Genomic DNA, 12,819 nt, shown 5'->3' with positions numbered 1-12,819 from the left:
TGGGGTAAAAACGCCGACCCATGGGTCGGCGATTGTTATTCTAAACTTTAAAAAAGCCTAGCTGCTGTTTTTGTTTTTCAGCCAAAGTAGACAACTCATGACTGGCTGCGGCGGCTTGGGTAATCCCAGTCACGTTTTGGCTCACCAGTTCATAGATGTTACTTAGGTTGTTATTGACGTCGGATGTGACTTGGCCTTGTTCCTCAGACGCGACGGCGACCTGAGCGTTGATGCTCGTCAATTCTGAAATTGATGCACTGATGTGACCGAGTGCCTCACTCACTTTGGCCGCTTGAGTTTGGTTTTGTTCGATCATTTCAAGGCTTGAGTTCATGCTGTCATTTGCAACACCAGACTGGCGCTGCAGATCTTCAATGATCACCTGAATCTCTTTTGTCGACTCCTGAGTTCGAGCTGCAAGCATTCTTACTTCATCTGCAACAACGGCAAAACCACGCCCGCTTTCTCCTGCGCGAGCCGCTTCAATCGCTGCATTCAGTGCGAGTAAGTTGGTTTGCTCTGAGATGCTTTCTATCACTTCAATGACCTTGCCAATTTGCTCCGACTGCTCTTTTAACGAGTTAACCACCCCAGCGGCTTGAGAAAGATGCTGAGCCATCTTTTCACTGGCGCGGGTATTTTGTTCAAATGTTTCTAAGCTTTCTCGCGCCAGTTTATCCGCATTAATGGAAGCGGAATCTGCGTTGTTGGCATTCTGAGTGACTTCCGTTGCGGTACTTTCCATTTGGTTAATCGCGGAGGCAACTTGCTCGACTTCATTTTTCTCTTGATCAGAGTTGGTGCTTGACTGAGTCATAACCGCCGCTAATTCAGTGGAAGCGGATGCAACATCAACACTGATTCGAACCAGTGAGTCGACCGTATTCTGTAGCTGCCCAACTGTGCTATTGAAGTCGCGAGACAGGGCAGAGATTTCATTGTTACCATCCTCTTTTACGGAAACCAACAAGTTGCCCTGTGCGAGCTCTTTCATTGCTTGCTGTAGTTTCTTAATCGGTGTCACTATGATACCCGCCAGCATCCAGCTGATGGCTAGCGCTGCAGACAGAACCAATAAAAGACCGACAATACCGCTGTTCATCACATTGGAGTGGATGGCCTCGTTAGCATGCACTTCATCAAGTGCCAATGTGTTGAGCTTTTTCGATAGCCTATCGATTGCCTGAACCATTTGGTTGCCTGCAGTGCGATAGTCGCCTGCCGCGCGATCATATTTGGTCTCAAACCCTGCTGGTGGGTTGTCGCTGCCGTGGCGCACGTTGAGCAAAGGGATCATCACATTGATGGAGTAGTTCACGTAATGGTCGATAGCGGTGTTCATATCAGCAATTTCTTGCTCCAAGCCTTCTACTGTACTGAGAGACTGGAGTAACTGACGGTTTGCCTGCTGTTTGCTTTGCAAATGTGTCGCCAGTTGCTTTACATCTTCAGCGCGAAAAAGGCTGTAGATGGCTTTGATTCGCATGCCATAAGTGTTATCGATGATCTGAGTCAGTTCATCTTTATGATTAACGAGGTTTTCTGTTGAGACGGTAACTTGATTGAAAGCATTTTTAAGACTGGTTGTGCTGTAACTTATCCCGACCACTAGTAGTAGCAATGTGAATATGACAGGAACCACTACCTGGAGCTTAATGGAAAGCCCACTAAGTAATTGGCGCATGAATTGTCCTCTTCTATATTGTTAGTGAGTTGTATGTTGTTATTTTTATAATTAGGAGGAATGATTCTAATTTGTCTCAGATATAATTCAATCTGGAAAATGATGATTTTATAAAATTATCCTTAATAAATTCGAAAATCATTTTCTTTTTAAGTCATAGGGTTATTGCTCTATTGTCGTATTTCGATAGTCGAATCTTACAGCTTGTTACACCATTGTTTGACCTGTCAGTAATTCCCCATCAAAAATTCCTAGCAAATCTCATCTGTCATACAGGCTTCAACGAAGTGAAACACAACTGTCACATTTGAGTCCTAAAGTGAGCACCGTTCAAGTGAAATACAACGGCAATAATGCCAACTAAGGAAATTGTGATGAAAAAGACAGTTATCGGTGCAATCGCACTTCTAGGCGCAATGGCAGTGACTTCAGTTTCTGCTAAAGAAACTATCTCTGCAGTGGGCTCTAGCAGCGTAACTCCACTGATGGAAGTTTTCTCTGAAACATACATGAAGACTAACTCGAACGTATTTATCGAAGTTCAGGGCCCAGGTTCATCTGCTGGTGTTAAAGCAGCGAAAAACGGTTCTGCTGACCTAGGTATGTCTTCTCGTAACCTGAAAGACTCTGAAAAAGAGCCAGCTCTTAAAGAGCTAACTGTTGCACTAGATGGTATTGCAGTAGTTGTTAACCCTAAGAACGACCTAAAAGCACTAACAGCTGAACAAGTAACAGCTATCTACAAAGGCGACATCACTAACTGGAAAGAAGTTGGTGGTGCTGATAAGCCAATCGTAGCAATCACTCGTGACACAGCTTCAGGTACTCGCGGTGCTTTCGAAGACATCATGAAGCTGAAGAAGAAAATCTCTGGTAAAAAAGTATCAGCTATCTCTCAGCGTGCTCAAGTTGCAAACGGTAACGGTGCTCTAAAAACTATGGTTGCATCTAACCCATATGCAATTGGCTACATCTCTCTAGGTACTGTTGATAACTCAGTAAACGCACTACCTATCGATGGTGTTGAAGCTAATGTAGACAACGTGAAGAACGGTTCTTACAAAGTCGCTCGTCCATTCCTTGTTCTTTACAAAGACGGCCAACCTTCTGCTGAAACTCAGAAATTCCTAGACTGGATGGTTTCTACTGAAGCTCAATCTCTAGTAGACAGCAAAGGCTACATCTCAGTTAACTAATTTTTTAGTAAGACTTCTTAATTGCTCAGCCCACTTTGGGCTGAGCCTTTTCTTGACTTCAAGCGAACATAATTCGTGAGAACGGTAAGAATTTTATGACCATCGCAACAAATAGTGACAAGCTTATGAATACTGAAGCGACTCAAGTTTCTAAGCCTGGTTTACGTGCTCAAAAGCGTGTGGACTGGAAAGAGCGCATTTTCCATGGCTTATTCCTTACCAGTGCTGTAATTGGCATTGTGTCTCTGGCGGTTATCGCCTATTTCATCGTTAAAGAATCTATTCCAGCCTTCCAAGAAGCCGGTGTGACTGGCATAGTGCTTGGTCAGGACTGGTTGCCGCCAGCGCTATACGGTGTTGCAACAATGATTGTTGCTTCTATCGTGTCGACGTTTGGCGCAGTTATTGTTGGCGTGCCAGTGGGTGTTTTAACGGCGATTTTTATTGCCGAAATCGCACCGAAGCGTTTAGCTGACATCATTCGCCCTGCCGTAGAGTTGCTAGCGGGTATTCCATCAGTGGTTTATGGTTTTTTTGGACTGGTAATCATTGTTCCTTTGATTCAGAACGTCTTTGATGTTCCGGCAGGTAACACGATTCTAGCGGGTATCATTGTACTGGGTGTGATGATTCTTCCTACGGTTATTACGGTTTCAGAAACCTCAATTCGCGCGGTACCTCGTACTTACAAAGAGGGCTCTTTAGCTCTTGGCGCATCCAAAATCTTTACCATCTTTAAGTTGCTCGTTCCAGCAGCACGTTCCGGCATTATGACAGGTGTTATTCTCGGTATCGGTCGAGCTCTGGGTGAGACGATGGCAATCATCATGGTAATGGGTAATGCCCCTGCGATGCCACAAGGCATACTAGACTCGGCTCGTACCCTAACCGCTAACATCGCCATTGAAATGTCTTACGCAAGTGGTGTTCACGCCAATGCACTCTACGCAACAGGTGTTGTTCTACTGGTGTTTATCATGATGCTTAACGCAGCATTGCTTTATTTGAATCGCGAGAAAGCGAAGTAAAGCGGGTTAAAGGTGACTATTATGGATCGCGCAAAACTTAAAAAAGCACGCCAGTTTAAAGACAACATCTTTAACGGCTTTATCTGGGCTGCCGCTGCGCTGACGGTTGGCTTTTTGTTCTGGATTATCTGGTACATTTTGTCGAACGGTTTACAGCACGTAGACTGGAACTTCATTACGGACAACTACACTCGTACTGGCGAAGAACACGGTATCTTCCCAATGATTGTAGCGACGGTTTACATGGTAATCGCGTCAATCGCGGTTGCCGCGCCACTGGGCATCATGACGGCTATCTATCTAACAGAATATGCCAAAGTGGGTAGTAAGCTCGTAAAAGTTATCCGATTCTGTACTGAATCATTGGCGGGTATCCCGTCAATCATCTTCGGTCTATTCGGTATGACTTTCTTCGTGGCAATTCTTGGTCTTGGCTTCTCGATTTTATCGGGTGCGCTAACACTGAGTATTCTGATTCTGCCTGTTATCATCCGTACTACGGAAGAAGCGCTAATGGCAGTACCTCAGACATATCGTGAAGGTTCATATGGCTTAGGCGCTTCAAAAATCTACACTATCTGGCGTTTGATATTGCCTAGTGCAATGCCAGGTATCTTAACCTCGGTCATTCTAAGTATTGGTCGTGTAATTGGTGAATCAGCTCCTGTATTTCTGACAGCGGGCATGGTGGCACGTATTCCTGACTCGCTTCTCGATTCAGGTCGTACGTTGACCGTTCACCTTTATAAGCTGACTACTGAGCTGTTCACTATTGAAGAGTGGAACCAAGCTTATGGTACAGCAACCGTGCTGATTGTCGTTGTTCTCGTTATCAACATGATCACTAAGTTAATTGCAAGTCGCATCAACACAGCGAGCTACTAACAAGCGACATTACTGATTAAGCACTAACACGAATTTTAGATTTAAGAGATTGAGAACATGAACAAATTTGATATTGAAAACCTAGATCTGTTTTACGGCGAAAACCAAGCCTTGAAATCCATTAACCTACCTATTCCTGTACGCCAAGTTACAGCGCTTATCGGCCCTTCAGGCTGTGGTAAGTCTACACTACTTCGTTGCCTTAACCGTATGAATGACCTAATTGAAGGCGTTAAGATTACGGGTAAGCTGGATATGGACGGTACAAACATTTATGGCAACATCGATGTAGCAGACCTGCGTATCAAAGTTGGTATGGTTTTCCAAAAGCCAAACCCATTCCCAATGAGCATTTACGAAAACGTGGCATACGGGTTACGTGCACAGGGCATCAAGGATAAAAAGCATATTGATGACGTAGTCGAGCGCTCTTTACGTGGTGCTGCACTTTGGGATGAAGTCAAAGATCGTTTGAAATCACACGCATTTGGTCTTTCTGGTGGTCAGCAGCAGCGTTTGTGTATCGCTCGTACGATTGCGATGGAACCAGATGTCATCTTGATGGATGAACCAACGTCTGCCCTTGACCCAATTGCGACACACAAAATTGAAGAGTTGATGGAAGAACTCAAGAAAAACTACACAATTGTTATCGTGACTCACTCCATGCAGCAAGCTCGTCGTATCTCAGACCGTACGGCTTTCTTCCTGATGGGAGAGTTGGTGGAGCACGATGACACTCAGGTTATCTTTAGCGAACCAAAAGATGACCGCACTAAGGGATATGTAAATGGTGATTTCGGTTAATCACCCAACCGTTTTACTGGCATTATCACTATAACAATAAGCGATGGTACTTTGCCCCTCTTCGAGAGGGGCTTTTTTATGTCTCGGGGTTGGGACTATTGCTAGTGTCTTTTGAGGCTAAAGACGTTGTCGTCACCGCTTTTGGTAGAGAACTTCTTTTGGTACATACTCTGATCGGCAATGGAAATCAGTTGGTTAAGGCTGGTAGCGTCGTGTGGATAGGTTGCAATTCCTAGACTAGTGGAAAGATAGACCTTCTGGTTCTGAATAGTAATACTGTCGTCAAAGCAGCGATTGATGGACTCCGACAGCTGTTTGATGGTGGCTTCATCTGATGAGTTGGTGAGAACCGCGAATTCATCACCACCAATCCTGAATACAGATAGATTGTGACGACTCATTAGTTCGACCAAGCGCGCAGAGACGATCCTCAACGCGAGGTCGCCTGCTTGATGGCCGTGGGAATCATTGATTTTTTTGAAACCGTTGAGATCGAGCAAAATCAATGAGAATTCAGTATTCTGTTCGATGTAATCAGTCAGTTGCCTCATGAATGCTAAGCGATTCGCAATCCCTGTCAGAGAGTCAGTCAGGGATGCTTGCTTATGAAATAGTGCTTCCTTGTGGATGATATAGCTGACGACACCAACACAGGCAAAAAGTAGCATCATCAGGACGAATTGCGCATGTGTTATTGTCTGAGCTTGCTTCATTTGAGATTGGTATAGCGGACTCTTAATACGAAAGTTCGTATTTACGTAGTTGATCATCGACATGTATTGATATTCGAAGTCTTCTGCGAGGCTGTATGCCAGTTCTCGGTCTTCAGGTAACCGCTCTATTTTGTGCTCCAAGCTCTTAAATTGCTCAAACAAGGTTTTGAAGTAGCTCTTTGCTCCGGGTAATGCAATAAATGTATCGGCTTCGCGGCTGTTTATTAGTAGATCGAAGCGACTCCAAGTGAGCTCGTATTTTAGTATCGTAAGATCTAAAAACTCGTCATCTTTTTCAGCTAAAGGAGTGATGGCTCTCAGCTCAGAAAATTCTTTTGTTAGTTGAAATAGAAACCACGTAGCTTGGTTTTGCTGTTCACTGTAAGAGTGGGCTAAGTCTCGAGTAGCAGAAAGAAAGTAAAGATTGGCGACGATCAGTATCGCAGAGAGAAAGATCAGTAATACCTTAGCTCTAGACAGAATCTGGTTAAAACTACGAACTCTAGTTGGATTTCTCATCGATATATCTGTGAATCTTTATCTCGTCAATTTGCCACACCATCTGAGAGTGAAAAGCGGTGTTATCGATCTCAGGGTACTTATCTAAATTAAAGACCAGCCAATAAGGACCTTTATTTCGCACCTTCATTTTCTCGCCATTCATTTTGTAGGCAACTATCGGGTCATACTTGAGGATGTTTTCGATCGTGGTACTAGCTGCATAATCATTTAGAGCTATGAATGAAACCGCGAGCGTGTCTTCAACACCAAGCTGCTTGAGCAGGTCAGAGACTCTAAAGCCCGTGAATTGATTGGCATCTGGGTACCATGGAAGCTGGGTTGTGAAGGTGATTGAGGGGTATTGGGAAACCAGTTGGTCATAAACCAAAGTCTTAGGCTGTTGGTTTTCCATGCGAACGACCAACTCTGCACTGAACAGGGGCGTGCTAAACAGAAGCACAAAGGCGATAACAACACCTCTCATAGAACTTCCTTAAATACGGCAGTTAATTAATAAGCATTATGTCACTAAGTATATGTTCAGATATTAGCCATGGAAATTAATTTACCAACTAAGTCGATTTACCTGGCTTAACTCCCTGAGCTAACAGTGTTTAGTCTTTAGCTTGTTATGAAATATTTAAGGGTGGGAGACACTTCCTGAGAAGCAATTATTACGATGATTTCTATGGAAGACGCGGTGGATAGCGAATAAAAAAAGCCCGGCATGTCGCCGGGCTCTAATATGTGTGTAAACAACGAAGATTAAGCGTTCTGCTTTTGCTTCGCTTTACATACTGCTGCAGTGAACACAACGTCTGTCGAGCTGTTGAGTGCGGTTTCAGCTGAGTCTTGAACCACACCGATGATGAAGCCTACAGCCACAACCTGCATCGCGATTTCATTAGGAATACCAAATAGGCCACAAGCCAATGGGATTAGTAGTAGTGATCCACCTGCAACACCAGAAGCACCACATGCAGAAACAGCAGCAACGATACTCAGAAGTAGGGCGGTCAGAATATCGACTTCAATGCCCATTGTATGAACAGCTGCAAGTGTCAATGTGGTGATCGTGATTGCAGCACCTGCCATGTTGATAGTTGCACCTAGCGGGATGGAGACAGAATATGTATCTTCATCAAGCTTTAGTTTCTCACACAGTGCCATGTTTACTGGAATGTTCGCAGCACTTGAACGTGTGAAGAAGGCTGTTACGCCACTTTCACGTAGACATTGGAATACAAGCGGGTAAGGGTTTTCGCCAGTTTTGACCAAAACAATGATAGGGTTTACGACTAGTGCAATAAACAACATTGAGCTTAGCAGTACACCTAGTAGCTGCGCGTAACCTGCCAAAGCATCGAAACCCGTCGTTGCTAGCGTTGAAGACACTAGACCAAAAATACCAAATGGTGCTAGACGGATAATAAAGCGAACGATTTGAGAGACACCGTGGCTCAAGTCTTCAAATACTGCTTTAGTTGTGCCTGATGCATGGTGAAGTGCAAGGCCCAAACCAATCGCCCACGCCAGAATACCAATGTAGTTAGCATTCATCAGTGCACTCACTGGGTTATCAACGATTTTGAACAGCAGAGTGTTCATAACTTCGCCGATACCTTGAGGTGGAGTGGCACCTTCAGCACCAGAAACCAGTGTCAATGTGGTCGGGAACATGAAGCTAAGTGCGACTGCGGTTAACGCCGCGGTCAGCGTGCCGAAAAGGTACAGAACCACGATTGGACGCATGTAGGTGTGCTGATTTTTCTTCTGATTAGCGATTGATGCAGCAACCAGAATAAAAACAAGAATAGGGGCGACGGCTTTTAATGCGCCGACAAATAAGCTTCCGAGTAAACCAACACTTTGTGCGTATTCTGGAGATACAGTTGCCAAGCCTACACCGAGAACGATACCGGCTAAGATTTGTAATACCAGATTTCCGCGAGCAAAGCGGGCAAAGATAGAGTTGTGTTGCATAGTTATCCCTGCAATGAATTATTTTATAAACTTCTAGTAATTTCAGTTATTGATAACTGAGTGGGACAATACTAGCGTGTTGATATAATGTGTCTAGAATTAATTGATTTTTAGCATGATAAATTATTGGAAATGTTAAAATGTGAATATTATGTTATTTATGTTGTCAGTATTGTACAAAAAAAGGGGCGTTTAGCCCCTTTTAAATTTACAAACTTTGTTTGCGACTTCGGCTGGCCGTTTGAATGTTCCTGTACATCTTAGTCTGCTGTTTATAAGAAGCGCGACGCTCAGCTATAGTAGCGCTATTTCTTTGCTGTTCGCGCATCAACTTCAGATAATTATTCAGCCTTCGCTGTTCTAATTGCCCTGTCTCGATTGCATTTATTACCGCACAACCCGGTTCACGGTCGTGTTGGCAGTCAGAGAAGCGACACTTCTCCGCAAACGCTTCGATATCTGAAAAGGTTTCTGCCACGCCATCCGCGCAGTCGAACAATTGCAATTCTCTCATTCCAGGTGTGTCAATTAAGACACCGCCACTTGGGAGGAAGTGCATTGAACGGCCAGTGGTGGTGTGTCGTCCTTTACTGTCACTTTCTCGAATGCCTCCAGTTAACTGAACAGACTCGCCGAGTAAGCCATTGACCAAAGTCGACTTTCCGACACCAGAGGAGCCCATGAAAGCGACAGTGGAGCCTGACTTACACCAACTGCTTAGCGATGTATATTGCTCTCCATCTAAAGCATTGAGCATTTCTACCATAAGCAAAGGATCGAGTTGTTGCACTTGTTGTCGCTTCTCTTCTGCATCAGTGACTAGGTCAGCTTTTGTTAACACGATGACAGGCTCGACCTCGGCTTCGTTTGAAGTGGCCAGATAGCGCTCAATACGGCTTAGATTGAAGTCATCGTTAAGCGCACAAACGATAAACAAAGTGGACACGTTTGCAGCAATCAGCTGCTCGGCGACTTTGCTGCCAGCAGCTTTACGAGCAAACAAAGATTGGCGGTCCAATAAACGCTCGAAGCCACCTTGTTTGTCTAACAAAAGCCAGTCGCCGACAGTCATCATGGGCAGTGACTTATGGATGGCTAATGTTGTTTCACCATCTTCGTTGAGCAGCTTGTAGCCACTTCTATGGTGCTCTACTACGCGTGCAACGCGGCTGTGTTCAAGTTCTTCAAGTGTCAGTTGTTGTTGAAATAAGTTATTCCAGCCAAGTTGAGGTAAATTCAACGGCTGCTTGGGAATGATATTCATTGTGTACCCCAGACCTGCAGAAGGGTTTCTGCATTAATTTGTCAGCTAGGGTCATTAGACCCCGGTATGATTACACCGGGCAAAGGAAGGGAAGTCTGTAACCTATTGTTACTTATGAGGTCTTCACTAATTCTGCCGGGTGGGTTCTTGCTACAATCATCGTATCCTCCTAAATTTTTCGGTTTGATTTTGTGGTGAGTTTAGCCAAACTCAGCCAGATTATAATCTCGATTTTTCTTCTAATCGACTCTTTTTTAAGCGCATTATAAATTGATGTAAATCTAATGTTAACTTTTCTTGCTGATACCGTGTGATTGCTTATAAACTGTATATGTGAGTTGGTTTATATGGACACAGTAGAATAATGACAGAAGCGACGCAAAGCGAGACAGCGGAAGTGATCGAGCTATCTTCCGCTGAAGCTGCCCAGACTAAAGAAGCTCCCAAACCGCCTTCTGATAACATCAAATATGGTGAAGATGCTTTCCGTGATGTTAAGCCGTTGAGTGAAGTTGCATTCCTGATCACCACGCCAACAGGCAAAAACCTTAAAGGCAAAACCAAATATATTGGTCTCCACTCAAACAACCTCATGCTGCTAGAGATGCCAAAGGTTTCCCCCAAAGAAGTGGCCGTATTTTTTCAGCGCGGTTACGCGATCAAAGCCTGCGTCATTTCTGAGGCTGGTGAAGGCGCAAGAATTTACTTTAAGAGTAAGCTGGAATATGTGATTGAAGCGGGAGGTAACAGTCTATTTCTTATTACTTTACCTGCTGCGACTCAGGTTGCTGCTGGGTTGAGAGAAAGTGCTCGATTAGAGTTAGCGTTAGAAGGGGTATTGGCTCCACAATCTCATCACTTTAAGTGTCAGATTCGCGACATCTCGAGTAATGGCTGCTTGATTGTTGTCGATCGCAACCTGACTAATCATAAAGTTGGTGATCTTATCTCATTGAGCATCCAAGTAACGGAAACCGATAAAGTTGCAGAGCCTCAAGTGCTTGAAGCTGTGGTCAGAAACGTGAAAATGACCAGCCGCTATTGTAAATTCGGAGTGCAGTTTGAGAAAAGTAGTCTCGAGCCTGTAGCAAGCTTAATTGAAGGGCTCAACTTTTGTCAGATGAGCCAAAAATTTACACTTTAGTAAAGTATTACGAAGAAAGGGAGCGCCTTTGTACCAGGCGCTCCCTTTTATTATGCCTTAGCGTCTTGGGGGAATTTCATCTGGTGTGAGGTAACCGTCGTTATTCCGGTCTAGGCGGCTAAAATCTTTTTTCAACGGCCCTTTTACCTCATTGCGTGAAAGTTTCCCGTCACCATTTCGATCCATTCTTGGCGGTAACCCCCTTGAGCCTGAGACATCTTTTTGTGGGCGGCTACTTTTCATAGAATTGGTATTTGTCCCACTGTTAGTAAAAACTTTAGCCATGCGTTGATGTTGAGGTGGGTTTTGCACAAACTGGACATCACCGCCTGCCACACAGCGCACCATGTTTTCGACACGTACCGCATCTCCCTGAGGTCCATGACCTGTTGGGTACATGTTGCTGCTGCCAGACTTAGGATCACTTCGTTGTGAACCCGCACCATGAACATCTATCCATTGATTGTTCATGTATCCCATTGAACGACCAAAAGCGATATAAGCCGCATTGGCGCCATTGCGCAAATTCTGGTGAGTGGTACCGCTCCAATAGTTGGCGTAGTCTGTTTGTCCTTCTTCATTGCGAATTGTAGTGGTCTCGAACATCGGATCTATAGCTGCAGAATTTGATGTATTAGGAGAGCGAGAATAATCCACGATGGATTGCAGTTCTTTGGCATTTGGTAAGCGCCAATCACTTCGGCCTGCGAGTGATAAGTTCTGACAGTAGCTTAGGGCTTCCGGGAATTTAACATTCTTTCTATTATCGCTTTGTTGCCATAGCAGCCCAGTAGCCGTGTCTTCGATCGTGCCGTTTTTGTTATCTGTGAATTGATTCTGACCGTACAAAGTATTGCCGCGTACAGCTAGAACATAAAAGGTTTTCTTACCACCTCGTGGATTTTCAATACCATAGCCTTTGATTCGACCATCTATGAAGTTAACGCCAAATACTGTTTCATCTCCACGCATTGTTGTTGAGACATACTTAGTGCTCGATACAAACTGACTGTCAATGAGCCTCTCTCCCGATAGTGTGTCTCCAGAGTTCATTGCAAAGTATTGATCGTTTATGAATGGTATTAACCTAACATCGCCAGTTTGTTTGAGTCCGCTGGGGTCTTGACCATCAAATAAGATCAACGAGTAAAGTTCCTTAATGCTAGGTAAACGCCAGTCGTCGTAACCAGCAAGACGTAACTTGTCTACATACTCAATCGCTTCTTGATAACTGAGCTTGTCGTCGGCGTTGATCTTACCGTCGTTGTTGATATCAGTGGTTGACGACCAAACTAGCCCTGTCACCTTATCCGTGACGGTGCCGTCGATGTTGGCTAGGTATGTGGGATGGTTACCAACGTATTGTGCGTCCTGACCGAAAGTGTCGGCAGAAGAGGTGGGGCAGGTCGAAGACGCTTGTTTAATGCCAAAACATTCTGTTTGGCCTGTATCAACAATAGGGTAGGTCAGACTGGCTGAACTAGTCCAAGAGATGCTATAGGCCATCAGGGTGATGACCATGTAATTTATCTTCATGACGTATCCTTGCTCAATGATTTATATGATGAATTTTATCGTCAGATGTGTAAAGGAGAGTAGTGAGCGAGTAAAAGA

Annotated in this window: 11 protein-coding genes; 5 read left to right on the top strand and 6 right to left on the bottom strand. The window is 44.4% G+C overall.

All coding sequences use genetic code 11. From position 1 onward, the window contains the following. Positions 1 to 40: 40 nt before the first annotated feature. Positions 41 to 1,684 carry a methyl-accepting chemotaxis protein gene (locus QMA41_RS09275; RefSeq protein WP_281629458.1) on the bottom strand — a complete coding sequence of 548 codons (1,644 nt, stop codon included), beginning with the start codon at positions 1,682 to 1,684 and terminating at the stop codon, positions 41 to 43. 374 nt (positions 1,685 to 2,058) lie between these two features. On the opposite strand from QMA41_RS09275, the gene QMA41_RS09270 reads away from it, so the two are divergent. The 4 genes from QMA41_RS09270 to pstB all read left to right on the top strand — a co-directional run bounded on the left by QMA41_RS09270 (position 2,059) and on the right by pstB (position 5,600). Beyond that, on the top strand, positions 2,059 to 2,880 hold the full coding sequence (locus QMA41_RS09270; protein ID WP_006961588.1) for a phosphate ABC transporter substrate-binding protein: 822 nt from the start codon (positions 2,059 to 2,061) through the stop codon (positions 2,878 to 2,880). A gap of 95 nt (positions 2,881 to 2,975) precedes the next feature. After that, positions 2,976 to 3,908, top strand: a complete 933-nt coding sequence (gene pstC / locus QMA41_RS09265) for a phosphate ABC transporter permease subunit PstC (RefSeq protein ID WP_021456570.1) — start codon at positions 2,976 to 2,978, stop codon at positions 3,906 to 3,908. Between the two features lie 21 nt (positions 3,909 to 3,929). Then, positions 3,930 to 4,793 carry a phosphate ABC transporter permease PstA gene (pstA, locus tag QMA41_RS09260; protein WP_019274275.1) on the top strand — a complete coding sequence of 288 codons (864 nt, stop codon included), beginning with the start codon at positions 3,930 to 3,932 and terminating at the stop codon, positions 4,791 to 4,793. A gap of 57 nt (positions 4,794 to 4,850) precedes the next feature. Beyond that, on the top strand, positions 4,851 to 5,600 hold the full coding sequence (pstB, locus tag QMA41_RS09255) for a phosphate ABC transporter ATP-binding protein PstB (protein WP_006961585.1): 750 nt from the start codon (positions 4,851 to 4,853) through the stop codon (positions 5,598 to 5,600). Positions 5,601 to 5,701: 101 nt separating this feature from the next. On the opposite strand, the gene QMA41_RS09250 is transcribed toward pstB, so the two are convergent. The 4 genes from QMA41_RS09250 to rsgA all read right to left on the bottom strand — a co-directional run bounded on the left by QMA41_RS09250 (position 5,702) and on the right by rsgA (position 10,061). Beyond that, entirely contained in the window at positions 5,702 to 6,832 is a 1,131-nt protein-coding gene (locus QMA41_RS09250; RefSeq protein WP_172849134.1) for a GGDEF domain-containing protein, read from the bottom strand. Further along, positions 6,816 to 7,298, bottom strand: coding sequence for a molybdopterin-dependent oxidoreductase (locus QMA41_RS09245; RefSeq protein WP_021456568.1), 483 nt, complete (start codon positions 7,296 to 7,298; stop codon positions 6,816 to 6,818). The genes QMA41_RS09250 and QMA41_RS09245 overlap by 17 nt, the downstream gene beginning before the upstream one ends. Before the next feature lie 281 nt (positions 7,299 to 7,579). Further along, entirely contained in the window at positions 7,580 to 8,797 is a 1,218-nt protein-coding gene (sstT, locus tag QMA41_RS09240) for a serine/threonine transporter SstT (RefSeq protein WP_006961582.1), read from the bottom strand. Positions 8,798 to 9,005: 208 nt separating this feature from the next. After that, on the bottom strand, positions 9,006 to 10,061 hold the full coding sequence (gene rsgA / locus QMA41_RS09235; protein WP_281629457.1) for a ribosome small subunit-dependent GTPase A: 1,056 nt from the start codon (positions 10,059 to 10,061) through the stop codon (positions 9,006 to 9,008). 364 nt (positions 10,062 to 10,425) lie between these two features. Here rsgA and QMA41_RS09230 point away from each other — a divergent pair, with 364 nt between their 5' ends. Beyond that, the gene (locus tag QMA41_RS09230; RefSeq protein ID WP_006961580.1) at positions 10,426 to 11,205 is read left to right on the top strand and encodes a PilZ domain-containing protein; all 780 of its coding nucleotides are present in this window, start codon (positions 10,426 to 10,428) and stop codon (positions 11,203 to 11,205) included. A 57-nt stretch (positions 11,206 to 11,262) separates the two neighbouring features. On the opposite strand, the gene QMA41_RS09225 is transcribed toward QMA41_RS09230, so the two are convergent. Then, positions 11,263 to 12,741: a DUF1566 domain-containing protein gene (locus QMA41_RS09225; RefSeq protein WP_281629456.1), complete on the bottom strand. Its 1,479-nt coding sequence runs from the start codon at positions 12,739 to 12,741 to the stop codon at positions 11,263 to 11,265. Positions 12,742 to 12,819 lie beyond the last annotated feature (78 nt).

This window comes from Vibrio sp. St2 (genome assembly GCF_947311885.1).
GTDB classification, from domain to species: Bacteria; Pseudomonadota; Gammaproteobacteria; order Enterobacterales; family Vibrionaceae; genus Vibrio; species Vibrio coralliilyticus.
Note: the sequence above shows the minus strand (reverse complement) of the source record. Positions and strands in the feature narration are given on the sequence as shown.

Bases quoted from the DNA above. Each gene is read 5' to 3' on its own strand.
- QMA41_RS09270 (WP_006961588.1), top strand. From the start codon at position 2,059: ATGAAAAAGACAGTTATCGGTGCAATCGCACTTCTAGGCGCAATGGCA.
- QMA41_RS09230 (WP_006961580.1), top strand. From the start codon at position 10,426: ATGACAGAAGCGACGCAAAGCGAGACAGCGGAAGTGATCGAGCTATCT.
- QMA41_RS09225 (WP_281629456.1), bottom strand. From the start codon at position 12,741: ATGAAGATAAATTACATGGTCATCACCCTGATGGCCTATAGCATCTCT.
- QMA41_RS09250 (WP_172849134.1), bottom strand. From the start codon at position 6,832: ATGAGAAATCCAACTAGAGTTCGTAGTTTTAACCAGATTCTGTCTAGA.
- pstA (WP_019274275.1), top strand. From the start codon at position 3,930: ATGGATCGCGCAAAACTTAAAAAAGCACGCCAGTTTAAAGACAACATC.
- QMA41_RS09245 (WP_021456568.1), bottom strand. From the start codon at position 7,298: ATGAGAGGTGTTGTTATCGCCTTTGTGCTTCTGTTTAGCACGCCCCTG.
- QMA41_RS09275 (WP_281629458.1), bottom strand. From the start codon at position 1,684: ATGCGCCAATTACTTAGTGGGCTTTCCATTAAGCTCCAGGTAGTGGTT.
- sstT (WP_006961582.1), bottom strand. From the start codon at position 8,797: ATGCAACACAACTCTATCTTTGCCCGCTTTGCTCGCGGAAATCTGGTA.
- pstB (WP_006961585.1), top strand. From the start codon at position 4,851: ATGAACAAATTTGATATTGAAAACCTAGATCTGTTTTACGGCGAAAAC.
- pstC (WP_021456570.1), top strand. From the start codon at position 2,976: ATGACCATCGCAACAAATAGTGACAAGCTTATGAATACTGAAGCGACT.
- rsgA (WP_281629457.1), bottom strand. From the start codon at position 10,061: ATGAATATCATTCCCAAGCAGCCGTTGAATTTACCTCAACTTGGCTGG.